This window comes from Thiomicrospira sp. R3 (assembly GCF_029581415.1).
Classification (GTDB): Bacteria; Pseudomonadota; Gammaproteobacteria; order Thiomicrospirales; family Thiomicrospiraceae; genus Thiomicrospira.
In genome coordinates this window covers 659,593-684,286 of sequence record NZ_CP121121.1, presented here as the reverse complement: position 1 = coordinate 684,286, position 24,694 = coordinate 659,593, and the positions used below count along the sequence as shown (strand labels likewise).

At 45.5% G+C, this 24,694-nt stretch carries 22 protein-coding genes; 16 read left to right on the top strand and 6 right to left on the bottom strand.

The genetic code is table 11. From position 1 onward, the window contains the following. The first annotated feature begins 38 nt into the window (after positions 1-38). Genes P8S55_RS03515 through P8S55_RS03490 form a run of 6 tightly spaced genes read left to right on the top strand, consistent with a single transcriptional unit; the run spans position 39 to position 9,465 of the window. Entirely contained in the window at positions 39-965 is a 927-nt protein-coding gene (locus P8S55_RS03515) for a homoserine kinase (RefSeq protein ID WP_289224901.1), read from the top strand. 31 nt (positions 966-996) lie between these two features. Beyond that, positions 997-4,002, top strand: a complete 3,006-nt coding sequence (locus P8S55_RS03510) for a CBS domain-containing protein (RefSeq protein ID WP_289224900.1) — start codon at positions 997-999, stop codon at positions 4,000-4,002. A gap of 2 nt (positions 4,003-4,004) precedes the next feature. Further along, on the top strand, positions 4,005-4,916 hold the full coding sequence (locus tag P8S55_RS03505) for a diguanylate cyclase (RefSeq protein WP_289224899.1): 912 nt from the start codon (positions 4,005-4,007) through the stop codon (positions 4,914-4,916). A 26-nt stretch (positions 4,917-4,942) separates the two neighbouring features. Continuing rightward, the gene (locus P8S55_RS03500; RefSeq protein ID WP_289224898.1) at positions 4,943-7,171 is read left to right on the top strand and encodes an NADP-dependent isocitrate dehydrogenase; all 2,229 of its coding nucleotides are present in this window, start codon (positions 4,943-4,945) and stop codon (positions 7,169-7,171) included. Between the two features lie 57 nt (positions 7,172-7,228). Beyond that, positions 7,229-8,869 (top strand): phosphoglucomutase (alpha-D-glucose-1,6-bisphosphate-dependent), encoded by a 1,641-nt coding sequence (pgm, locus tag P8S55_RS03495; protein WP_289224897.1) that lies wholly within the window; start codon positions 7,229-7,231, stop codon positions 8,867-8,869. A gap of 14 nt (positions 8,870-8,883) precedes the next feature. Next, complete coding sequence (locus P8S55_RS03490) at positions 8,884-9,465, top strand: LPP20 family lipoprotein (protein WP_289224896.1); 582 nt, start codon at positions 8,884-8,886, stop codon at positions 9,463-9,465. A 4-nt stretch (positions 9,466-9,469) separates the two neighbouring features. On the opposite strand, the gene P8S55_RS03485 is transcribed toward P8S55_RS03490, so the two are convergent. From P8S55_RS03485 to xthA, 3 genes are read right to left on the bottom strand one after another with little or no spacing between them, the layout of a single operon-like run. Then, positions 9,470-9,643, bottom strand: coding sequence for a hypothetical protein (locus P8S55_RS03485; RefSeq protein ID WP_289224895.1), 174 nt, complete (start codon positions 9,641-9,643; stop codon positions 9,470-9,472). A gap of 16 nt (positions 9,644-9,659) precedes the next feature. Next, on the bottom strand, positions 9,660-10,340 hold the full coding sequence (locus P8S55_RS03480) for a ferredoxin reductase domain-containing protein (RefSeq protein WP_289224894.1): 681 nt from the start codon (positions 10,338-10,340) through the stop codon (positions 9,660-9,662). A gap of 30 nt (positions 10,341-10,370) precedes the next feature. Beyond that, positions 10,371-11,195 carry an exodeoxyribonuclease III gene (xthA, locus tag P8S55_RS03475; protein WP_289224893.1) on the bottom strand — a complete coding sequence of 275 codons (825 nt, stop codon included), beginning with the start codon at positions 11,193-11,195 and terminating at the stop codon, positions 10,371-10,373. Between the two features lie 107 nt (positions 11,196-11,302). Between xthA and purU the strand changes: the two genes are divergently transcribed. Next, complete coding sequence (purU, locus tag P8S55_RS03470) at positions 11,303-12,160, top strand: formyltetrahydrofolate deformylase (RefSeq protein ID WP_289224892.1); 858 nt, start codon at positions 11,303-11,305, stop codon at positions 12,158-12,160. Between the two features lie 18 nt (positions 12,161-12,178). Here purU and P8S55_RS03465 read toward each other — a convergent pair whose 3' ends face one another. After that, positions 12,179-14,287, bottom strand: a complete 2,109-nt coding sequence (locus P8S55_RS03465; protein ID WP_289224891.1) for a GNAT family N-acetyltransferase — start codon at positions 14,285-14,287, stop codon at positions 12,179-12,181. Positions 14,288-14,295: 8 nt separating this feature from the next. Continuing rightward, a complete protein-coding gene (locus tag P8S55_RS03460) occupies positions 14,296-15,012 on the bottom strand; it encodes a TIGR04219 family outer membrane beta-barrel protein (protein ID WP_289224890.1) in 717 nt (238 codons plus the stop codon). A gap of 101 nt (positions 15,013-15,113) precedes the next feature. On the opposite strand from P8S55_RS03460, the gene mnmC1 reads away from it, so the two are divergent. The 5 genes from mnmC1 (at position 15,114) to P8S55_RS03435 (ending at position 19,248) form a co-directional block, all read left to right on the top strand. Then, positions 15,114-16,412 carry an FAD-dependent 5-carboxymethylaminomethyl-2-thiouridine(34) oxidoreductase MnmC1 gene (gene mnmC1 / locus P8S55_RS03455; protein WP_289224889.1) on the top strand — a complete coding sequence of 433 codons (1,299 nt, stop codon included), beginning with the start codon at positions 15,114-15,116 and terminating at the stop codon, positions 16,410-16,412. 153 nt (positions 16,413-16,565) lie between these two features. Continuing rightward, positions 16,566-16,688, top strand: a complete 123-nt coding sequence (locus tag P8S55_RS03450) for a hypothetical protein (RefSeq protein ID WP_289224888.1) — start codon at positions 16,566-16,568, stop codon at positions 16,686-16,688. Between the two features lie 19 nt (positions 16,689-16,707). Next, a complete protein-coding gene (locus P8S55_RS03445) occupies positions 16,708-17,283 on the top strand; it encodes a YfaZ family outer membrane protein (protein WP_289224887.1) in 576 nt (191 codons plus the stop codon). A gap of 277 nt (positions 17,284-17,560) precedes the next feature. Then, positions 17,561-18,883, top strand: a complete 1,323-nt coding sequence (locus tag P8S55_RS03440) for an NAD(P)/FAD-dependent oxidoreductase (protein ID WP_289224886.1) — start codon at positions 17,561-17,563, stop codon at positions 18,881-18,883. Positions 18,884-18,894: 11 nt separating this feature from the next. After that, positions 18,895-19,248, top strand: coding sequence for a glucose transporter (locus P8S55_RS03435; protein WP_289224885.1), 354 nt, complete (start codon positions 18,895-18,897; stop codon positions 19,246-19,248). 70 nt (positions 19,249-19,318) lie between these two features. Here P8S55_RS03435 and P8S55_RS03430 read toward each other — a convergent pair whose 3' ends face one another. Further along, positions 19,319-21,172, bottom strand: a complete 1,854-nt coding sequence (locus tag P8S55_RS03430) for a sensor domain-containing protein (protein WP_289224884.1) — start codon at positions 21,170-21,172, stop codon at positions 19,319-19,321. A gap of 132 nt (positions 21,173-21,304) precedes the next feature. On the opposite strand from P8S55_RS03430, the gene P8S55_RS03425 reads away from it, so the two are divergent. The 4 genes from P8S55_RS03425 to P8S55_RS03410 all read left to right on the top strand — a co-directional run bounded on the left by P8S55_RS03425 (position 21,305) and on the right by P8S55_RS03410 (position 24,655). Further along, positions 21,305-22,078, top strand: a complete 774-nt coding sequence (locus tag P8S55_RS03425; RefSeq protein WP_289224883.1) for a competence/damage-inducible protein A — start codon at positions 21,305-21,307, stop codon at positions 22,076-22,078. Further along, positions 22,075-23,247 (top strand): BaiN/RdsA family NAD(P)/FAD-dependent oxidoreductase, encoded by a 1,173-nt coding sequence (locus P8S55_RS03420; protein ID WP_289224882.1) that lies wholly within the window; start codon positions 22,075-22,077, stop codon positions 23,245-23,247. The genes P8S55_RS03425 and P8S55_RS03420 overlap by 4 nt, the downstream gene beginning before the upstream one ends. A 43-nt stretch (positions 23,248-23,290) precedes the next feature. Beyond that, positions 23,291-23,740: a hypothetical protein gene (locus P8S55_RS03415; protein WP_289224881.1), complete on the top strand. Its 450-nt coding sequence runs from the start codon at positions 23,291-23,293 to the stop codon at positions 23,738-23,740. A 177-nt stretch (positions 23,741-23,917) separates the two neighbouring features. Continuing rightward, complete coding sequence (locus tag P8S55_RS03410) at positions 23,918-24,655, top strand: glutathione peroxidase (protein ID WP_289224880.1); 738 nt, start codon at positions 23,918-23,920, stop codon at positions 24,653-24,655. The last annotated feature ends 39 nt before the right edge of the window (positions 24,656-24,694 follow it).

Here is a 24,694-nt window from a genome sequence, read left to right as displayed (position 1 = left end):
AAAATCACTATAATTTTTTGCAATTTTGGAACCCTTTCATGTCGGTTTACACGCTTATTGATCGTCACCAGCTTTCTGAATTTTTAAATGCCTATGATGTAGGGTCATTGGTAGATTTTGAAGGAATTAGTGCGGGTATAGAAAATACTAACTATTTTGTTGATACTGAAAAAGGGCGTTTTGTCCTCACCATCTTTGAGCACCATAGTCATCAAGAACTAGGTTATTTTCTTGATATTATGGCTTTTATGGCCGAGCACCAGATTCCAACTGCGCACCCTCAGCCAGATCATCAAGGGAACTACCTTAAAACACTTGCCGGAAAACCGGCTGCATTGGTCGAGCGACTGAAGGGTAAAACCTTGGAGCAGCCTAGCCAACGCCAGTGTGAAGTCATGGCGCAAGCTTTAGCCCAGTTTCATGTTGCGGGTATGCAGTTCGATCGGTACCGGGCGAATGATAGAGATCTTAACTGGGCGCAAGCAGTTGTTGCTCAGATTCAAACCTTAATGACTGCGGAAGATCAAGTTTTGGCAGGCAATGAGTTTGCGTTTCAGGAAAGTGTAGATTGGACGGGTTTGCCGCAAAGTGTTATTCACGCAGACCTTTTTACTGATAATGCCATGTTTGAAGGCCATCAACTAACAGGTATTATCGATTTATACTATGCCTGTCATGGTGCATGTTTGTACGATTTAGCAGTGATGGTAAATGATTGGTGTCGGACGGCTGATAACAAGATTGATCAGGTTAAATTATCGGGCGTACTGACTGCTTATCAAACGGTTAGGCCTTTAACAGAAGCCGAAAAAAAGGCTTGGACCGGGGCATTAAGAATGGCCGCCTTTCGATTTTGGTTGTCTCGCCTTAAAGATAAGCTGATTCCACGGGAAGGTGAAGTGACCATGATTAAAGACCCATGTGTATTTAAGGATGTACTAATCTTTCATCGAAAGAGTCGTTAGGTTGCTTAAAACAACTCATTAGGAGTCGTTATTGTTTTTCCCCAAACTCATTGAACTTGCAACGCGCAATGTCATTACCATTTCTGAACAGGCTTCTATAGAGCAGGCCGTACACCATATGCGCGAGCATAATATTCGCGATGTGATTGTGACAGGAAGTTTAGGCCTGCGGATTATTACCGCAAAAGAACTGGTTAAGCTAAGTGCTAATAACATATCATTTTCGCGACCGCTTCTCTCGATAGAGCTTAATCTTGTCCCCACTATCGCAGAAACAGCTAGTGTTATTGATGCCATTACTTTGATTAGCGAGCATGTAGATGAGCATCTTTGTTTAACTAACCCCGCGGGTTATCTAACTGGAATTATTAGTTACAGTGATCTTGCTGCAAGTCTTGACCCTCAATATTTAGCAAAAAATAAATCCTTACGCCAAGTGGTGCGGCTCAGTCGAATCGTAAGGGTACATGTTGATGACAGCCTTAAAAAAGTGTTTCAGAAGCTTGCGCCTTTAAACCAAAGTGCCGCCCTGGTCTTAGCCGATTCTGCTACGCAGCCAGTGGGGATTATTACGCAAAGTGATTTGATTCGGTTGTTTGATGAGAAAGTAGACTGGCATCGATCTGTAGCCGAGTATATGAGTAGTCCGTTGGTTACCTTAAATGAGAGTGTTACCTTACATGATGCACTAAACTTTAGTCGTGAACAGCATATCAAGCGGCTTGTAGTTGTCGATGACCAGGAAAGAATTTGCGGCATCTTACATCAAAAAGATTTAGTTTCGCTGGTTTACCAAGACTGGGCCGAGTTGCTTAAAAGCCAAAAACGTCAGGCCGAAGCAGAGCGTGATTTATTTGCAGGCGGGCCAGTCAATGTATTAATTTGGCAGGCAACACCAGGTTGGCCGATTGAGTTCGTTTCAAAAAACATCGAAAACCTTTTGGGTCACACTTCACAGGCCATCGTGGATGCGAAACTAAGTTATACCGCTCTCATTCATGCTGAAGACCTTGAGCGTGTTGAGCGAGAGCGGGTACACAACCTTGAGCAGGGGTTGCGTTTTTGGGAGTCACGTTATCGTTTAATGCATCGGGATGGTTCGATTCGTTGGGTATATGACTATACCCGTCCTGAATACGATAAACATGGCGACTTGATTAAACTCTATGGGTATTTGCTTGATCAAACTGACTATATTTTGTTAAATGAGCAGTTAGCCGAATCACAAGAGCGTGCATTACAGGCTGATCAAGCAAAGTCAGACTTCCTTGCTAACATGAGCCATGAAATACGCACCCCAATGAACGCCATTATTGGGCTAAGTGAGTTGATCAATGATCCGGGAATGTCTGCGGAAACCCATAAAAAAATTCAGCAAATTCAGCAGGCTGCACACGGATTAATGGCGGTGTTAAACGACATTCTTGATTTTACACGGCTGGAAACAACCCAGGTTCAAGTGGTTGAGGAAGCCTTTCGTTTATCCGATATTGAAGAAAGTTTAAAGGGATTGTTTAGTTATGCAGCGCAATCCAAACAGCTCATTTTTAGTATTGAGACTGATGTTCAGCTGGCGAGTTACTATCTTGGCGATAAATTTAGAATTACCCAGATATTAACTAATTTGGTAGGCAATGCAATTAAATTTACCGAACAGGGGTTTGTTAAATTAGTGATTCGTATTCTCCGACTTGAGCAGCAGCAGGCCTGGTTGTCGTTTGAAGTGTGTGATAGTGGAGTTGGGGTGTCACCTGAAAATAAACGAAAGCTCTTCAAGCCATTTAGCCAAGCAGACAGTTCCATAACACGTAAGTATGGCGGATCTGGACTAGGGTTAGTTATTAGTCAAAGGCTTGTAGAGGCTTTAAACGGCAAGGGTATTGAACTAGAAACAACCGAAGGCAAGGGGTCGTGTTTTCGTTTTGAACTGCCCTTGACCTTAGTCGAACAACGCCATGACGACCCATTACAGCCAGCAATCCCCCCTCTTTTTCAACTTACAGGTCATGTATTGATTGTTGAAGATAACCCTATTAATCAGCAGGTACTTAAAGCGCAATTAGAAGGTTTTGGGTTAACTGTTTCTTTGGCGTCATCGGGTGAGCAGGGGGTCGAAATGTGTAAAACGCAAAAGCTTGACCTGGTGCTGATGGATATCCAAATGCCAGGCATTGATGGTTATCAGGCCACAAAATTGATTAGGCGGACTCATGCTAACCTGCCCATTGTTGCGTTAACGGCTTCAGCCACGTTGGAAAGTCGGCAGAGCGCCTTACTTGTTGGCATGACAGATCACTTAAGTAAACCGATTGATAGCCAACTATTACATTTTGCCTTAGGACGTTGGCTTGAAAGAAACATGAATCCAACGCCACCGATCAGCCATCAAGAGGTTCGAAGTGATCAGTTATCCGAGGTTAATTTGAAATTCATTGATAGTCGTGCGGGTTTAAAGCAGTTAGAAGGTAACCGTACACTGTATATTAGCTTATTGACTAACTTCATACGTCAGATCAAGGGGCCTTATAAAGGTCTATATGCATTGCTGGTTGATTTGTCTCAGGCCAAATCAACAGATTGGCAGCAAGCCAGTGCCATGACACATAGCTTAAAGAGTGTTACAAGTAGTTTAGCCTTAACCCATTTAGCGAAATGGCTGCAAATCATTGACCAGAAGTTATCGGAAAAATGTGCACTGACAGCGTTAGAGTTGGCTGACTTTAAGGGTGTAGTGACTCAAACGATGAATGAAATTGACCATTTAATTGATCACTGGAAAGACGACTCATTTGTAGGGCAATTTGATAAACAAGCCGCTCTGGAACGTGTGCGCGCATTAAGCGGCGCGGTTGAAGTGAATGAGTATATAAGTTTGGATAGGCTCACAGACTGTTCAAAGGTTTTATCTCGTGAGCTTCATCAAGCCTATCTGCCAGAAATAGAGCGGGCTATCACCGAGTTTGACTATCATAAAGCGCGGGAGCTTCTGTTAACGTTTGAACAGGCTATCCTAGCAACAAAAGCCAAGGAGCACTAAATATGTCACATGACCAGCAAACGATATTGATTGTGGATGATATTGCCTCTGATATTCAAATGTTAGCTAATGCGCTTGAGGATGATTATCGCATTCTGGTCGCAACCAAGGGCGAACAAGCACTCAAAATGGCAAGCTCTGACATGCCTCCTGATCTCATCTTGCTGGATATCATGATGCCCGATATGGATGGATATAAAATTTGTAAACAACTTAAGTCGGATCAAAAAACAATAAGTATTCCTGTTGTGTTTGTAACGGCTTTACAAAATTATAAAGATCAGGAGCGGGGTTTAAACCTAGGCGCAGTTGATTATATTACCAAGCCTTTTCATCTTCCGATAGTAAAGGCGCGTTTACGTAATCACATGCTGCTTAAGTTAAAAACGGACCAGCTTGAAGAGCTTTCGCACCTAGATGGTTTAACGGGGATCGCGAATCGCCGTCACTTTGACAAGGTGCTTAGCAAAGAGCAAAGTCGTTTGCAACGTTTAGGCGGCGAGTTATCTTTAATTATGCTAGATATCGATTATTTTAAACCATTTAATGATAACTACGGTCATGGAACCGGGGATGAGTGCTTAATTCAGGTGGCTAAGGTTTTATCTGGTGTAGTAAAAAGACCCACTGATTTGCTTGCGCGTTACGGTGGTGAAGAATTTGCGGTGATTTTGCCGGATACTGACTTAGAAGGAGCCATGTTGGTTGCAAAAAGTTTGCATGCCGAGGTTAATAGGTTGCACGTTCCACACGCATTCTCAGGGGTGGCTGATCATGTAACCATAAGCCTTGGCGTCGCCAACATGTCCTATGAACGAAGTACAGAACCCTTAGCGAGTTTGCTGAAACGAGCCGACGAAGCACTTTATAAAGCTAAAAAAACAGGGCGCAATCGAATTTGCGCGTCTCAATAGCATTTAATTTGATTTAAGGAAAGACCATGACGGATTCAAAATCAACACTAATTTACACCCATACCGACGAAGCGCCAGCCTTGGCAACCTATTCATTATTACCGATTATCCGCGCCTTTACAGCGGCCGCAGGCATCGCGGTTGAAACTCGCGACATTTCATTAGCTGGGCGAATTCTCTCGCACTTTTCAGATTATCTCACCGCCGACCAACGCCAAGCCGATGCGCTAGCCGAACTCGGTGAGCTGGCGAAAAGGCCACAAGCCAATATTATTAAACTGCCAAATATCAGTGCATCGGTTCCCCAGCTTATCGCGGCGATTAAAGAGTTGCAAAGCCAAGGTTACGCGCTGCCCGACTATCCAGCTGAAGCGAAAACCGACAAAGAAAAAGACATCAAAGCGCGTTACGCCAAGGTATTGGGTTCCGCGGTCAATCCGGTATTACGTGAAGGCAACTCAGATCGCCGTGTAGCTCTACCGGTTAAAGAATACGCCAAAAAACACCCGCACAGCATGGGTGCTTGGTCAGCCGAATCTAAATCCCATGTGGCACATATGCAAGCCGATGATTTTTATGGCTCCGAACAGTCGGTAGTGATTCCAGCGAACACCTCGATTAAAATTGAACTGCACACCCTAAACGGTGAAGTCAGCCAATTAAAAACGCCGTTTGCATTGCAAGCAGGTGAAATAATTGACGCATCACGCATGAGCGCCAAAGCCCTGCGAGCTTTCTACCAGACGCAAATTGATGAGGCGAAACAGCAGGGCGTACTCCTGTCGCTTCATCTAAAAGCCACCATGATGAAGGTCTCTGACCCGATTATGTTTGGCCATGCGGTCGCGGTTTATTTTAAAAACGTGATGGAAAAACATGCTGATACCTTTGCCAAGCTAGGCGTTAATCTAAATAACGGTTTGGGCGATGTCTACAGCAAAATCCAAAGCCTACCTGATGCCGAGCGTGCGCAAATCGAAGCTGATATACAAGCCACCTATCAAACCCAACCAGGCCTGGCGATGGTGGACTCCGATAAAGGCATCACCAACCTGCATGTGCCAAGTGATATTATTATTGATGCCTCGATGCCCGCAGCGATTCGCTCCTCAGGTCAAATGTGGAATGCCCAAGGCGCGTTACAGGACATGAAAGCGATGATTCCTGATCGTTGTTACGCGGGAATTTATCAACAAACCATCGCATTTTGTAAACAGCACGGCGCGTTTGACCCCTCTACCATGGGCACCGTGCCGAACGTGGGGTTAATGGCGCAAAAGGCCGAAGAATACGGTTCGCACGACAAAACCTTTGAGATTTCACAACCAGGCCTGGTGAAAGTGATTGATGAACAAGGTCGGGTTTTAATGCAACATAGTGTTGAGCAGGGTGATATTTGGCGCATGTGTCAAACCAAAGATGTGGCGATTCAAGACTGGGTTCGTCTTGCGGTAGAGCGTGCGCGCTTGAGCCAAACGCCCGCTATATTCTGGTTAGACAGTGAGCGTGCGCATGATGCCAATCTGATTAAAAAAGTAGAAAACGCACTAGACCAATACGACACCAACGGCCTAGACATTCAGATTCTATCTCCCGCCAAGGCGATAGAACTCACCTTACAACGCGCCAAAGACGGCCTGGATACCATTTCAGTAACCGGTAACGTATTGCGCGACTACCTTACTGACCTTTTCCCAATTTTAGAACTCGGCACCAGTGCCAAAATGTTATCCATCGTGCCCTTACTAGCCGGTGGTGGCTTATTTGAAACCGGTGCCGGCGGCTCTGCGCCCAAACACGTTCAACAGCTAGTGCAAGAAAACTTCCTGCGCTGGGACTCACTCGGTGAATTCTTAGCCCTAGCGGTATCGATTGAGCACCTTGCCAATCAAACCAGTGACAACAAGGCTAAGGTGTTGGTTGATACCCTTAACCAAGCCACTAGCCGCTTCTTAGACGAAGACAAGTCGCCAGGTCGTAAACTCGGACAGCTCGATAATCGTGGCAGTCATTTCTATCTTGCACTTTACTGGGCGCAAGCCTTGGCGGCGCAAACCGATGACAACAGCTTAAAAGCCAAGTTCCAACCTATTGCCCAAGCCATGAGCGAACAAGAAACCCAGATTGTTGAAGAACTCAAAGCGGTGCAAGGTCAAGCGGTTGATCTAGGCGGCTACTACCACCCAGACACTAACAAGGCCAAGGCCATTATGCGCCCCAGCCCGACGCTTAATCAGATTATTGATGGCGTTTAATCTGTTTCGTTGATTAGCGTTTTGACAGAATTTGTACATAACCAAAAGAGGTGAAGTATGGCGTTATCAGAATTTGCGGGTAAACCCGCACCAGCGAGTTTGTTAGAAAACATTCCAAAATTGATGGTTGATTATTACGCGTTAAAACCAGATGTTACTAACCCGGCTGAAGCAGTCAGCTTTGGTACCTCTGGGCATCGCGGTTGTTCGTCTAAAACCAGTTTTAACGACGACCATATCGCGGCTGTCTGTCAGGCGTTGGTGGAATACCGTCAGCAAAACAGCATTAGCGGGCCGCTTTATATCGGCATGGATAGCCATGCGCTATCTGAGGCAGCACAAACCACCGCGATTGAGGTATTAGCGGCGAATCAGGTGGGCATGATTATCCAAGGCCGTGGGCGCTATACCCCAACGCCGGTGATTTCTCACGCGATTATTCGTTACAACCGAGGGCGCGACAGCGGTTTGGCTGACGGCATTGTGATTACCCCCTCACACAACCCGCCACAAGACGGTGGGTTTAAATACAACCCAACAAACGGCGGGCCAGCAGATACCGATGTAACCAATCAAGTGCAACAGCGCGCGAACCAAATTCTATTGGATGGCGCTAAAGCGATTAAACGCATGAGCTTTAAACAAGCGATGGCATCAGGTTATGTAGCGTCAGAAGATTTAATTATGCCTTATGTATCGACACTGCATGAAGTGGTGGATATGCAAGCGATTGCGGATTCAGGGTTGAAAATCGGTGTCGATCCGATGGGCGGCGCTGGGGTTGATTTTTGGCAACCGATTGCCGAACACTATGGCCTAAACCTTGAGGTGGTGAATCCAAATGTCGATGCCACCTTCCGTTTTATGACCGTTGATAAGGATGGCAAAATCCGTATGGACTGTTCATCGCCCTATGCGATGGCGAGTTTGATTGGCTTAAAAGATCGGTTTGATATAGCGTTTGGTAATGATCCCGATGCGGACCGCCACGGTATTGTGACGCCTTCGGTGGGTTTAATGAACCCTAATCATTATCTGGCTGTTGCGATTGATTACCTTTATAGTCACCGCCCTAATTGGCCAGCCTCAGCAGGGATTGGAAAAACGCTGGTATCGAGTTCGATGATTGATCGGGTGGCGGCTAAACTCGGTCGTAAGCTGGTTGAAGTGCCGGTTGGTTTTAAATGGTTTGTACCCGGCCTGGTGGAGGGTAGTCTTGGTTTCGGTGGTGAAGAATCAGCGGGTGCGTCATTTTTAGACCGCCAAGGTTTGGCATGGAGCACGGATAAGGATGGGATTATCATGAACCTGTTGGCGGCTGAAATTACAGCGGTCACCGGTAGAGACCCAGGCCAGCATTACCAAGCCCTCACCGAGCAGTTTGCCGCGCCGATTTACACCCGCGTTGATGCGCCAGCTAATCGCGAACAAAAATCCAAGCTAAGTAAACTCAGTGCCGAGCAGCTCAGTGCTACCGAGCTAGCCGGCGAAGCCATAACGGCTAAGCTTACGCATGCTTTAGGCAATGGTGCAGCGATTGGTGGGCTAAAAGTGACCACCGAAAACGGTTGGTTTGCAGCGCGCCCATCCGGCACAGAAGATGTTTATAAGATTTATGCTGAATCATTTAAAGACCAAGCGCACCTAGATCAAATCCTCGCCGAAGCGCAAGCGATGGTTGATGGCGTTTTGGCATAATCGGAGATTAGGATATGACATTTAAATTAGGTCTAGTGGGTTTAGTGGGTGCGCTGATGCTGGTCGGTTGTGCGGGTAAACAAGCTAAATTGGATGGCGTGATGGCACAAGACTGTGAGTACACTGCTGGCGTTAAAGCGCCCCAGTGGTACTGTGATCCGCACTATGAGGGTGGTATTGCGGCCGTTGGCGAGGCTGCGCCCAATCCTGCTGGCGATAACAATATGCAAAGGACGGTTGCGATGGCTAATGCGCGTGATGACTTGGCGCGGCAAATGGAAGTCCAAGTTAAAAACATGTTAGAAAACTGGACACGAACCACGGGCGTGGGTGAAGATCAAACCTACGAAGCTAATATTGCCAATGTGTCTCGTCAGGTTGCAAATCAGACTCTAGTGGGTTCTACTCAGATTGCTAGGTGGGTAGCACCCGATGGCACGTTGGTTTTGCTGGTGGGTGTTAAAGATCAAGCACAATTATCCAGTGCTATTCGCACGAGTCTGCGCAATGAGGATGCGTTATGGCAGCAGTTTCAAAGCCAGCAGGCACTCGATGCGCTAGACCGTGAAATTGATAAAAGTTTTGGTCGCCGTTAGTCGATTATTGTTGATCAAGGCGATGGTGCGCTTCACGCGCACCACGCTCGGTTGATTCAATTTGTTGTGCAGTGCGTTGGTCGGCTTTTTTCGTTGCGGCGTCTATTTTTGTTTGGTTCGAACAGCCAGACACTATTAATGTCGATGAAACTAGTAACAATCCAATTAGGCTCTTCATGATTTGAATGTCCTTATCAATGAGTAAATTGCGCTGTATTTAGCCCTGCTGCCATAAAATCGTCTTTTGCTTTATTGATCATCGCCCAAGCGCCGCAAATATACACATGGCTTTGGGATAGCTCAGGGTTTTGCTCTAAAGCAATTTGATGTACCAAGCCTTTTAATCCTTGATAATCTGCTTGTTCAGAAACGACGGGAATGTATTCTAGCAGCGGAGTTTCTTTCGCTAGCTGTTGCATGGCTTGCTCAAGATAAAGCTCTTGGGCATGGCGTGCGCCCATATAGAGTTTAGTGGGTTGGGTCATCCCTTCAGCCAGACGGGCTTCTAACAAGGCTTTCATTGGCGCAAGCCCGGTACCGCCGGCAATAAACAGGTTAAGCGGTTTTTCAGGCTGTAGCTGCATTTGGGGTTTGGCGGGACTGGAATAGAGAGTGGCGCCTTTTTCTAGTGCAAACAGGGCTTGCATCCAATCGCTGGCTTGTTCATTGCGAATATGTAATTCCAGCAGGCCATCTTTACGCGGCGCATTGGCAATAGAAAAGGGTTTTAAATCATCAGAATTAAAGCCAAGCATAATGTAATCGCCTGCTTGATAATTAAACGCAAGCTCTGGTTGTAACCAAAAGCGTCCAATATGGCTGGCTAAGGATTCAAATTCCATTAAGCGGTGGCGGTGACGTTCTTCAGTGTTCATAGTGATCTTCTTGTTGGTTTAAAGGACGATTTACAGATCAAAGTCAGACCAAACAGGGGCATGGTCAGAAGGCTTTTCCATGCCGCGTATGTCATAGCCAATATCAGAGCCAATGACTTTTTTTGCGAGCGGCGCACTCGCAAGCAGGGTGTCAATGCGTAGCCCACGTTTTGGGGTATCTTCGAAACCTTTTGAGCGATAATCAAACCAACTAAAGCGGCTGTTGTCTTCAGGATAAAAGCAGCGATAGGTGTCTTTAAAGCCCCAACCGATTAGGCGCTGCCAGACTTCGCGCTCTTCAGGTAAAAAGCTGGTTTTGCCGGTTTTAAGCCAACGCAAACGGTTGGCTTCCCCGATGCCAATATCTATGTCTTGTGGTGAGATGTTAAAATCACCCATCACAACCAGGTTTTGCTCGGGGTTGCAGTCTTGTTCTAAATAGGTCATTAAATCTTGATAAAACGCCATTTTGGCGGGGAATTTGACCGGATGATCGCGTTTTTCGCCTTGCGGAAAGTAGCCATTTAACACCCGTAGCATCTCGCCACTGGGGGTTTTGAAATCCGCAATAATCATTCGACGCTGTGCGCTGTCATCATCGGTTTTCCAACCTTTTTGCAGATTGATGAGTTCGAGTTCGCTCTTGTAGAGCATGGCGACGCCATAGTGGGTTTTTTGGCCAAAAAACTCAACCTGGTAACCCAGCTGCTCAATCATCTCGATGGGGAACTCATGGTCTTGAACCTTGGTTTCTTGCAAGCCAATAATGTCGGGCTGATGGTTTTGAACCAGTGCTTCAAGTTGATGGGGGCGCATGCGCACGCTGTTTACATTAAATGAGACAATTCTAATCATGGTCTGGGTTTGATTTCGTGACTTAAATACAAAAGTATAGCACAGCACAGCCCCTATGCTTTTTGGATTTGGTATCATAACGTTTTTTGTCAAATTGGAAGCGTGCAATGAGTCGAGTTTATCGATTGGTGATGTCCTGTCCCGACCAGGTAGGTATTGTGGCAAGGGTGGCGGGTTTTATCGCCGAGCAGGGCGGCACTATTGTTGAAGCCAATCATCATACCGATGCGGGTAATGGCTGGTTTTTTATGCGCCATGAGATTTTAGCCAACTCCTTAGCGCTGGGTATGGAGGATTTTAAAACCAAATTTGCACCGATTGCGAATCAGTTTAACATGACCTGGTTTATGAGCGATTCTGATCAACCTAAGCGCATTGCGTTGTTTGCATCGAAAGAATCCCATTGTTTGGCGGATTTGATGTACCGCTGGCATGAAAAAGATTTGCCAGGTGAGATTGTCTGTGTGATTGCGAACCATCAGGATTTACGCTCAATGGTCGAGTGGTATAACATTCCGTTCCATCATGTGCCGGTTACGCCCGATACCAAGCCCCAAGCTTTTGCCAAAGCCGAGCGTTTAGTACAAGACTATCAAGCAGACCTGGTGGTACTGGCGCGTTATATGCAGATTTTGCCACCACAAATGTGTGCGGATTATGCCGGGCGGGTGATTAATATTCATCATAGTTTTTTGCCCTCTTTTGTTGGCGCAAAACCCTATCATCAGGCGTATGAGCGCGGAGTCAAGCTGATTGGTGCCACCTGTCACTATGTGACCGAGCAATTAGATGCTGGGCCGATTATCGAGCAGGATGTGATTCGCGTTAGCCATGCGCATTCAATTGAAGAAATGCGTCGTCAAGGTCGTGACGTGGAGAAAACGGCCTTAGCACGCGGTCTGCGTTATCATCTTGAAGACCGCGTGATTATTCACGGTAACAAAACCGTGGTGTTTAGCAGTTAAATTTAGTCGGTGGATAAGCTAGGCGCATCCACCGACGGCTTGCGCCAATGCCTGTTTTAAAAGCGACTCCACGCCTTTTCTTCCTGCTAGTTTGTGTGCGCGCGCGACCTGTTGCCAGTCTTGTTTGCGCAGTACTTTATCCAGCCATACCGCCTGTTGTTCGGCTGGCCATTGTCGCATCTGTTGAGCATGCGCCCGCGTCCATTGCCAGAGCTGATGGCTAATGGCCTCATAAAGCTGGGTTCCATCGAGATAATGCTGAAAATTGAATGCTAGCGGGCTGTTTTCAGGGTATTCTGCCAGCAAATCAACAACCAGGCCTGGTGGTAATTCTGTTATAAATTCCATCAAACTATGCGCCAGTTGCTGTTGATAAGTTTTATACACAGAATCAAGCGCTAGGACGGTTTTTAGCGGTTTGAGCATAATTAGATTGTGCGTGCCACTGGCTTTGTCGCGTTTGGCGCCTAGATGTGCCGAATGAAAGCCCAGCTTGCGCCAAAAAGGGTATAGCGCTTGGCTGACCCCAAAACTAGCACAGGCATAATCCGCTTGTGATGTGACAAGCCAATGCTCAATAAGCTGTGTGCCGACCCCTTGGCGCTGACAGCCTGGGTGAACCGCTAAGCGCATCACGCGCTCCGCTTTGAGGCTCATGAGTGCCTCCTCATCAGTCACCTGGCGCAGCAGCTGGGGCACGAGATGTCCCTTTACGCGTCGTTGACGTGGAATGCCATGGAGTGCGCCTTCGCGGGTAATGAGTAGCACGCCAACGCAGGCTTGGCCTTGATAAGCAACGTACAAGCACAAATCCGGTGCGCTCAGATACTGCTGAAGGTCCGCAGGCGAGGTTTGGTAATGCGCTTGCACTAGTAAGCCAAAAATCGGTTTGAGTTGAACGGGTGTCAGCTTGAGCAGGTCGAGTTGCTTAATAGTGAGTTTTTCTGTGGAATGGGTTTCTAGCGGGTCAATATCCGCATCCAACAATAGCGCTTGGTTAATCATTGCCTCAAGGGGGTCCTGATCATTCCAGCGAATCGGTTGTTGCAGTGGAACGCGATGCCATGTTTTAAATTGCTGGTCTAAAAAGGGTTTAAACTTTAGGCTAAAGCCGCGCCCTGAACCTTCATACCCATGTAGGGTGGTGGAAAGCACAACACGAGGATAGCGCATGACGAGCTGTTGTAACAAGGCAACTGGTAAGTGGGCAGCCTCGTCAATCATCAACATATCAAAGTGCGTGTTGTCGCGATGGAATGCCAAGTCATCGGGCGCGCGAAATTCAAGTTTTTTAGCCTCAAACTCAACCAGACCTGGCTGTGTTTTGGCGGTTATATTTGCTGTTTTTAAACGGTTTTCGGCCTGTCGAAAAGCACTCGAAACCTGATCTAAGCGTGAGGCCGTGATGACAATGTGTTGTTTGCCCTGTAATAACAATTGCACGGCGGCTTCACCCAGCAAGCTGGTTTTACCCCGTCCCCGATCGGCTTCGATTAAAAGCGGGCGTTTGGGGTGGCCAAAGCCGACATGCATAATCGCATCCAGGCCTGCTTGTTGGTCGGCGCTTAATTCGGCGCTTGGTCCAATGATCTTGGCTATTTGGCGTGTCGATGGGCTAGGGCTGCTTGGTATGTTGAGGATGTTGAGAGTTTTGGGGGCGGCTTGGTGCTGTTCAAACCAAATGGCATGGGTTTTCAGGGTGGCGTAGAGTAGCTGATTGAAGCCTAGTTCAGATGCGCTGAGCGAGTGGGGATAGCTTAAAAAACGTGCATTAGCCGGGTTGGGCTGTGTTAGCCAGTGCTGAACCGAAGGGATTAAAATCCATAAAATGCCGCCTGCTTGAATCATGCCACTGATAATGCCCAGCGCATCGGCATCTATGCCGTCTTCGGCACAAAATACCGCGCAAGGGATTTCTTGACCTAGTTTTGAGCGCAGTTGTTGGTGGGTTATGGGGGTTAGGGTGTTGATTGGGCTGGTTTCGGCCAACCAAAGCCCTGTTTGAGTCTCAAGTAAGGCGAGCTGTTCTATTCGCCAATCTGTATCGCCACATAGCACGATACACTGGCGATGGCGCATAGCGCTTAAATGGGTTCTAAGGTCGTTGACCCAGTCTATAGACGACATGTCGGCAGTTAGAAAACCAGTATTATACCTGCAAAATAACCATCTTGCTTAATATCAATGTTAAGGTTGTTGATGTCGTTGCTATCTATAATTTGCATACGATAGCCTGCTTCAGCACCCAGCTTCAAGCCAAAACTTGTTATGTCGTAACGGGCTTTGAAGGTGGTATCGTTAAATCGACTTCCCAGTGTTTTTGTGTCAGCGGAAAGCGTAATAGGCAGCGCGGGTAAGCTAAATTGGCCCGATAAGTAGCCTATAGGTAATGTTTCGCTTAAGGATTGGTGGCTAGAATTTGAATGGATATCCGTAATCGTCACATGACCCGACACCTGTTTTGCGCCTAAACCATAATCAAAACGAATTAAAGGTAAAGAAAATCCCCAATAAAGCAAAGCATCTGTTTGATCTAGTGTCATGCGGGTATTGGTTTCACCGGTAAAGCGGGTGTCTAAAAACTCTGATACGCTACCCGTACCTGAGTTTGACATATCTGTGCGTTCAATTCGGACATTAGGCACAAAGGGTAGAGGATGATTTATATAGGCCCAAGCATAGGTATTGTTATTGGATTTAAGTCCTGCATCATTTTTGATGTTAAAACTATTTATTGAGCCAGAAGGCGTTGCCTTCCAGAGTCCGACCCCAAAACCCGCTCCAAGAGTTTCAGCGTGTGCGTTTGCTGTCACCAGTAACGTAGCAAGGCCAAAGTAAAACCTTTTCATCATTAAACCTATAGTTGAAATTAATTACATTATTTTAACTGAAACTAAATTCAGCTCTAAGCTAAAATGTAATTTGTATTAATAAATTCTAAAACGTGGTTAATTTGCAACAAACACAATGGTACAAATCTAAAACGCCCTGGTATGACCCACCGCCAAGCTTTTTTCGGGATAAGCCGGTGAAAAATCAAAACGTGATTGTGATTGGTGCGGGGTTAGCAGGGGCGGCTGTGGCCCATCGATTAGCCGAGCTTGAGTTCGAGGTATCTGTGATTGATTCAGCTGGATCGGTTGCGCAAGGTGCATCGGGCAATTTAGCTGGCGCGTTGCATCCGTTGGTGACAGCAGACTGGAATCTTCGAAGTCAATGGTACTGGGAGGGTTTTCAAGCTACACTGTCGAGGCTAAAGCCCTGGCTCGCAAGCAATGAAATTGAAGGCGAACTCAAGGGGTTAATGCATCTGGCGGTTGATCATAAAAGTTATCAACGCATGCACCAAGCATTAAAACGGGTAGCCCATTTAGCTACATTTACACATTGGTGCGAAGCAGAGCGCGCAGCGCAAATAATGGGGGGGCGCTGTTTGCATCCTGGGTTGTTTTTTCCTCAAGCAGGCTGGTTTAATCCCCCCTCGATTGTTAATCGCTGTTTAAACCATTCGAATATTTCTATTGAACTTGGCTTTAATGTAAGTAGCGTGATACCAACTAGTGATGATTTGTTTAATCAAAAGGATACAAAGGCCTGGTTGGTTAAGACAGATAAAAAAGACTTTGAGGCCGATAGGGTTGTTTTAGCAACAGGTGGCTTATCTGGGTTAAATGAAACGTTTGGTTTGTCTATTCGGCCGGTTAAAGGGCAGGTTAGCGCATTAAGTCCTAGTAACCAGGCCTGGTCATTGAATTGTGCCGTGGCGCACCAAGGTTATTCTACGCCCGCATGTAAGGGGTATGCGGTTACAGGGGCGACCTTTGAGGCGCCAGACATGAAGCCAGAACCTTCTGAAAAAGCTAATATGCAAAACCTAGCCATGGTACAAGCAAGTTTGCCTGACTGGTTGACCGATGTGCCGCTTAAAAATCCGGGGCGAGTCAGTTTTCGTCCAACAACCCCGGATCATTTGCCTATTATCGGCGCAGTGGCTGATTCAGAATGGATGCAAACAGCGTATTTATCGCAATCACCAAGCCACGCACCTTATCGGTTTCCACCACAACGCTACAGAGCCGGTCTGTATGTCTCCAATGGACATGGTGCGCGGGGTTTAATGTCGGTGTTTTTGGCTGCAGAAATTATTGCAGCGCAAATTATGGGCAACAACTTGCCAATTGATGCAAAACTTTTAGCGGCTAATCATCCGGCAAGATTCGCGATAAGGAATTGGCAGAGAAAGCCACAATAGTTTAAAGCAGTAATAGTTTAAAGCTAATGCGTGAGGGGCCGATAACTAGGCTAATCGGTGATAAAGCAGATGGCGTTCAATAACAAGTAAAAGGATTAAATGTTGAAATTATTCTTGTTGATATTTACGATAATTTTTATAGTATTAGCCATTATGTTTGATTGGTTAGGTGCACGGGAGTTGTCGATGAGTTTTATCGCCTCGCTGGAGGGGCTTGTTGAGTTTTTGGCAGTTAAAGGTGACCAGTTCCAGGCATTTATTGAAACTAAAAAGTAACTTAAAGGAGTTATGTAGGATGAAAAAAGTTTTAAAGACAGTCGCAATAAGTCTAGCGGGCCTGTTTGCAACGCAAGCAACAGCGGATATTATCGGCTTAAATTTGCAGCTAGGTGATGAATCAGTACGTATTGGTATATTTAATCAAACGATGGGCGTGCAAGAAATTTATCGTTTAGATGGGGGAGTTCAGTTCGATAATGATAAAAGCTACCTTGTTGATGCCAGCGTTTTATATGCTAACAAGGGAATGTTGGACCCAAATCTTGACCTAGGTGTTAAGGCTAAGCTTGCTTATGTTGATCACGATCCCACTGGTGAGAAAACAACAGGTGTTTTGCTTGGTCTTCAGGGCAAGTTTTGGTTGCCTACTCCTGTACCTAGTGCGTTGAAGGTTGAGTATTTGTATGGTCCTAAAGTTTTGACAACCGGTGATGGTGATTCGCTTCGAGAAGGAAATATTCGTTACCAGGTTCAGCTACTGCGCAGTTTGAATGGTTATGTTGGTTATCGACAATTTAAAGTTAGAAAATCAGGCGCTGGTTACTATAACTTTGAAAAAGGCGCAAATATTGGTGTAGAGCTAACCTTTTAATTTTCTTCTAATTTTGATTGTTATTTGTTTAAATAGACTATAAAACAGTCTTCATTTTGTGCTGGCCTCCTTTGGGTTAAAGGCGGTCGGCTCAACTTAAAAGCCTATCCTTAATTATCGCAATACTTTCTAATTCCATTCGTTTTTCTTATCGTTTTTTGTGGCAAACTAATCCTGTCCTTTATTTGACGGCTGAAAACTACCTCTATATAATTTTCGGCTTGTATAGAGTTCTTTTATAGGTCAAAAAAACATTATTGAATGGAATAGGCTACTTATGACAACATTATTTAAATTAACTAAACTGGGGCGCCGCAAATTTTTAGCAGGTGGTGCAGCGGCTTTAGCAACAGCAACAGGCCTGGCTTCTTTGGGCGCGCGCGCTGCTGAAACCCGTGCCCATATTGTGATAGTAGGCGGCGGTGCAGCCGGTATTAGTATTGCTAATAGGCTCAATAGAGCGCTCAAGAACGCAACGATTACGCTGGTTGAACGCAAAGAGACTCATTATTACTGGCCCGGCTTAACTCTGGTAGCAACGGGAGCTTGGAGTAAAAGTAAAGTTTTAGACAATAACCGCAGTTTTATTCCAAGCACTATTAATTGGGTAAAAGAAATGGCGGCCGAAATTGATCCAGACGCCAAGCGAGTCACCACCGATGCAGGCCGAAGGATTGATTATGATTACCTTGTTGTTGCAAATGGTGTTGAATACCACTATGACGGCATTGAGGGTATGGATATTGAAGCGATCGGCCAAAATGGCCTAGCCAGCGTTTATCAAAGCCCTGATGCCGCAGCCAAGAGCTGGGATGCTATTAAAGCCTACAGCCAGCAAGGCGGTGAGGGTATTTTTACCTTACCTAGCACGCCGATACGCTGTGCAGGTGCGCCGCTTAAAATGGCATTGTTAACACTTGATCGTATGCGCCAGAACGGTGGATTTGAAAGGTCTAATACGTATTTTCACTCGGCGATCAACGGTTTATTTGGTATTGCCTTCCATAACCAATTCGTAATGGATGAATTTACTAAAAACAATATGGCCGTTAACTTGCGCAGTGAGTTAACCTCAGTGGATATTTCAGCGCGCAAGGCGACCTTCACACAAGCAGATGGCCAAACCATGACACAAGATTATGACCTGTTACATGTCGTGCCGCCCATGCGTGCGCCTGCCGTTGTGCGAAACTCTAATCTCGCTTGGACAGAAGGTAATATGGCGGCTGGCGGTTGGTTAGCTGTTGATAAAGATACCCTTCAACATAACACTTATCCTGAGGTCTTTGGCTGTGGAGATGTTAATGGTACCCCACGCGGTAAAACAGCAGCGACCGTTAAAATGTCGGTGCCCGTTGTGGTGGAAAATTTACTGTCTGTTATTGATGGTAAAGAGCCGACAGCGACATTTGATGGCTATACGTCTTGCCCATTATTGACCCGTTTTGGGGCAGCGATGTTAATCGAGTTTGATTATAACGGTAATTTAACGCCGACCTTCCCGATGATTGATCCGAAAAAAGAGTCTTGGATGGCTTGGGTTATGAAAGATCAAATGTTAAAGCCCGCTTACCAACAAATGCTTAGAGGCAGAGTTTAAAAGGAATTGCAATGGAACAACTAGGTTTACTATTTTATATGTTACTTGGCTATGCTCAGATTAATTGGCTGGTTATATTGGTGTTTGCGGTTGGCGCATTAGTGCTTAACTTTTTAGCAATGTCCAAAGCAAAAGGCTTTTTTAATCAAGCGGCTTTAAAAATGACAGCAATAGGTTATGTAGTGATGTTTGGTTTGTTATTTGTCAGCCTACCCGGTTTAACGGGTTCAAGTTTTGCCCATATGGGTTATTGGCTAGATTGGTTGTTGTTAGTTTTGATGGCAGCGGGCTATTCAGCCGCATCCGTATTTTGGATTTATCCGGTTGTTAAGCTTTATCAATCCGGCGTGAAAAAAACCGCTTAGTTTTAGAGTTCAGCAAAAGGGTACCCTTTTGCTGGTATCTTTTTGCTGATTTTACCAACCAGTCATCGACTTAATTATCATGCAGTTTTTGTTTAAATTCCGCTAAAGGAATAGGTTTGCTAAATAAATACCCCTGAAAAATTTCACATTTAAACCGTTTTAAAAAGTCCAGTTGCTCCTCCGTTTCAACCCCTTCAGCCACAATACTTAAATTAAAATTGCGCCCCAGGGTGATGATGGTTTGTACCATGATATTGTCCATGTAATCACTACCCAGATCACGAATAAAGGACTGGTCTATTTTGAGTTGCGATAAAGGGAGCTGCTTTAAATAAGACAAGGAAGAAAAGCCCGTACCAAAATCGTCCATGGAAAATTGAATCCCCAGTAAACGCAACGCTTGCATTTTTTTAATCGACTCATCTTTGTTCGATAAAAATACCCCTTCGGTTAATTCTAGTTTGAGCATTAATGGATTGATGGAATAGGTTTTAATACGTTTGGCAATCGAATCGACAAACCTAGCCTGGCGCAATTGCTTAGCGCTAATATTAACGGCGAGTTGTACTGTGCAGAGTTTTGGGTCATGGCGCCATTCAGCTAGCTCCTGACAAGATCTATCTAAAACCCATTCACTCAATGCAAGGATCAAACCGGATTCTTCTGCGAGTGGAATAAATTGCGCAGGTGAAATATACCCCTTGGTAGGGTGAGGCCAACGCAGTAAGGCTTCAGCACCGATAATACGTTTATCGGTATCGACTTGAGGTTGAAAGTAGAGTTCAAATTGGCTCTGGTCAATGGCTTGACGCAGCTCCTGTTCCATTTCAGCGCGTAAATCGAGTGCTTGTTGCATATCCGGGTCAAATAAGCAAACCTCATTACGTCCAGCGTTTTTGGCTTGATACATCGCCATATCAGCCCATTTCATTAAATCATCAATCGTGTTGTTACTATCGAAAACGGAAATACCAATGCTGGCGCTAATTTGATGATTAATTTTGGTTTTTTGATTGGGCGCGCTTAGCTGGTAAGGGAGGTTAATATGTTGTTGGATTTTTTCAGCAACTCGGCTGGCTTCCTGTACGGCATGGAGTGGGTCTTGGTGTAGGTCGGTTAACAAAACAACAAATTCATCCCCGCCGAAACGCGAAACCGTATCACCCGCACGCACGCACTGACTAATTCGTTTGGCGACATCTTGAAGTAATTGATCACCAAATTGATGCCCATGACTGTCGTTGAGGATTTTAAAGTGATCAAGATCAATAAAAAATAAAGCACCATGATATGGGTGGCGACGCATATGAGCTAAATTATTTTCAAGTCGATCTATTAACAAACGACGATTAGGTAAGTGCGTTAACGGGTCATAAAAAGCAAGTTTTTGAATCTGTTGCTCAGAGTTAACCCGATCAGAAACATCATGAATAATGGAAAATAAATAAATACGATCTTGAAGTGTAATCGGTGAAGAGTGGATCTCAACTTGACGAATCTCTCCGTTTGAAAGTCGATGCGGAAATACAAAATAGTTGCTAACTTCATCTTTAGCGCGTTGTCTTTCCAGCTCGACCTGTTCTTTCGGTAATGTGTTAATCTGGTGAATATTCATGGCCTCTAGTTGTAGCAATGAATAGCCATAAAAGTCAGCTGCGGCTTGATTGGCATTAACAATCTCGCCAGAGTCTGGATCGATAAACAACATCGGAGAGCGGTGATTTTGCAAAAATTGATGAAGATGCTGTGGATTCGGCTCTGCTGCGGAGTTGGGGGTGTTTAGCCTTAATTTTAATTGACGGTTAACCTTCATTGCATAACCTAATGCTAATAGCACTGCAAGCAATAGTAAGGCAGTAGCCAACATCAACCAGGGTTGCACTAGCATAACAACTGAATCCAAAATTAAAAAAATATTTTTCATTTTGTTTTAAGGCTAGAGGGATGTCAAGCAAACCTCAAAGCTTGTTTGATTTAAATCATCCAAGATGCAAGCTAACCCAAAAAACCTTTTACGGTATAATCGAGGGCAATAAAAAATCTTGAGACTGTGGCAATGGAAAATAAACCTAGACCAAGTTTTGGCTTGCTCGTCATCGGTGATGAAATTTTATCTAGCAAACGCCAAGACCGACATCTTGCTAACCTGAATGCGTTGCTTAAACCGCGTGGTTTAGCTTTGAGTTGGTTTAAAGTGTTGGGGGATGATAACCGCCTTTTAGTTGATCATCTCAAGCAGAGCTTCGCCACGCAAGACGTGGTGTTTTGTTGCGGCGGAATTGGTGCTACGCCAGATGATCGAACCCGACAAAGTGCCGCCCAAGCCTTGGGCTTACCGATTGAACGTCATCCCGACGCGCTAGCAGAAATTGAAGCGAAGTTTGGTGAAGAGGCTTATCCAAACCGCGTGAGAATGGCAGACTTTCCGCAAGGCGCGTCGATTATCCCTAATTTCTTTAACCGCATAGCGGGTTTTTCGATCCAGCGCCATTACTTTATGCCTGGTTTTCCGCAAATGACTCAGTCTATGATGGAGTGGGTGCTTAACACCTATTATGCCGACCTAAGTCAATCACCACGCGTTGAGCTGGCTATTAAATTGGTTGATGGTAAGGAATCCGAGTGGATTGACTTTATGGAGACGTTTGAAAGCCAATTCCCGCAACTCCGCTTGTTCAGTTTGCCCCATATTGCTGCTAATGGGCAGCGTTTTATCGAACTTGGGGTCGAAGGCGAGCCAGAGCGCGCACAAGCAGGCCTGGATGTCATTATGCAAGAAATTAAACACCGTAACCAGGCCTGGTTGCCCTTAGAGAAAAGCCAAGAATGAAGGTGGTGGATGTCGTTATTATTGGTGCGGGTGCGGCCGGTTTGATGTGTGCTGCGCAAGCAGGTTATCGAGGCCGTTCGGTACTTGTGTTGGATCACGCACCCAAAGCGGCGGCTAAAATTCGCATGTCTGGGGGAGGGAAATGTAACTTCACTAACCTTAATGTTAAGCCTGAAAATTATATTTGCGCTAATCCTCATTTTGTTAAATCAGCCTTGGCACGCTATTCATCTATGCAATTTATTGAGCTGGTTGAGCGTCATGGTATCGATTATGAACAGCGCGCGCACGGTCAATTATTTACTCTAACGGGTGCGGGTCAAATTATCCAGCTTCTGCGAACCGAAGCGGATTGGGCCGGGGTCGATATTCAATTAAATGCCCAGGTCTTAGGCGTGGACTATGACGGTGATGGGTATCGTCTAACCAGTTCACTAGGCGATTATTATTGCCAATCCTTGGTGGTGGCAAGCGGTGGATTGGCCTATCCAAAGCTGAAGGCCACAGGTTTAGGTATGGCGTTAGCACAGCAATTTGGCTTAAAGATCATTAAATCACAACCAGGCCTGGTGCCTTTGGTCTTTAAGTCACCGTGGAAGGAATGGTTTGCGCAGTTGGCGGGTTTAAGCCTTGAGGTGAGTATTCGTTGTCAAAACCAGCTGTTCCAAGAGGCCATGCTAGTTACGCATCAGGGTTTAAGTGGTCCTGTCGTGCTGCAAATATCAAATTATTGGCAACCGGGTCTGCCCATTGAAATTAACCTTTTCCCGCATTTAGAGGTGTTTGATCAACTTAAAAAACTCAAAGCCCAAAATCAACCCCTAGCCAAGTGGCTAGCACAAACGCTAACTAAAAATTTTAGCCAGGCCTGGTTAGCTAAGTACCCCTTAAATAAAGCCCTGTCCGACTGTACAGATCGAGAGCTTCAGGATTATGCAAAGACCTTGACCCATTGGACGCTTTATCCAGAAAATACCGCAGGCTATGACAAGGCTGAGGTGTCGTTGGGCGGGGTGGATACCGATGAGGTGTCGTCTAAAACCTTTGAAGCGTTTAAACAGCAGGGATTATATTTCATCGGTGAGGTATTGGACGTCACTGGGCATTTGGGTGGTTACAATTTCCAGTGGGCCTGGGCGAGCGGCCATGCTTGCGCTCAGGTGGTATAATTTAGCCTGTTGTTATCCTTGTGTATAAATAGTGGATAGTGTTATGAATTTATTGAACTTTGACGCGGCAAACCGTGCGGCTTTTGTTAAAACCCTGCAAACGCTGATTTCTGAGCACCATTTAAAGCCGGATGAAATCTTTATGAATGTACTTGAAAGCACTGAAGAGCCACAGATGAACTACTGGATGGCGCGTATTCTTATCGAAGATCACAAGGTCGATGCCCAGCAAACCCTCGCTCAAGATGCTGCGGGGCAACCGGTAAAACCGCTGCAGGCGGCCTGTCTATTGCACAATATCGGGGTAGCGGCTGTGTTGATTGAATTAAATGCATTTAACGGCAGTGTAGTTGACCACGAATTTCAGCTGTCCGCGCGGATTGCATCAAAACATGAAGACCAAGCCTTATTGGGTTTAATGATGAAGTATGCGCAAGAGCGCAATGAGCTAGAGTGGTTTATGCAGGCTTTACAAGGCAGTCGTTTGCAGTAATGGCTTGTGTTAGTGGTTGATAGCTTTTGGCTATCAGGTTTATTTGGATATTTAATTTCACTTATAGTGAAGTTTTCTCTAAACTAGACTAAAGCGAGTTACTTAACTGGCCTTATCGCCTTGAAAAACTCTTTACAACGTCTTTTATTTTTTATTTAACTTTATGGAGAAAAACACATGGCATTAGCTGATAAAACAGGTCAACGCGTTCCTAACGTCACCTTTCCAACTCGCCAAAACGGTGAATGGGTAAACGTCTCTACAGACGATCTTTTCAAAGGTAAAACCGTTGTGCTTTTTGCATTACCGGGTGCATTCACCCCAACTTGTTCTTCAACGCATTTACCTCGTTATAACGAATTAGCGCCGGTTTTCTTTGAAAACGGTGTGGATAGCATTGTGTGTTTGTCTGTAAACGATACCTTCGTGATGAATGAATGGGCAAAAGACCAAGAAGCTAACAACATAATCCTACTTCCAGACGGCAATGGTGAGTTTTCTGAAGGTATGGGTATGTTAGTTGATAAAAACAACCTAGGTTTTGGTAAGCGTTCATGGCGTTATTCGATGTTAGTTAAAGATGGCGTTGTTGAAAAAATGTTCATCGAACCTGAAGTGGAAGGTGACCCATTTGAAGTTTCAGATGCAGATACCCTGTTGAACTACATCAACGCAGGCGCTAAAAAGCCACCGGTTGCGACTATCTTCACTAAAGTAGGTTGCCCATTCTGCGCTAAAGCAAAAGCAGCGCTAGAAGATGCGGGCATTAAGTATGAAGAAATTAAGATTAGCAACAGCGGTCTAACTTCACGTACTTTACGTGCGGTAGCGAATCGTGATACCGTGCCACAAGTGTTTATCGAAGGTAAACATATCGGTGGTTCTGACGAGCTAGAAGCTTACCTAAAAAACTAATTTAGGCGTCAAGTTGGCTAGAGCGCGTTAAGCGTAAAA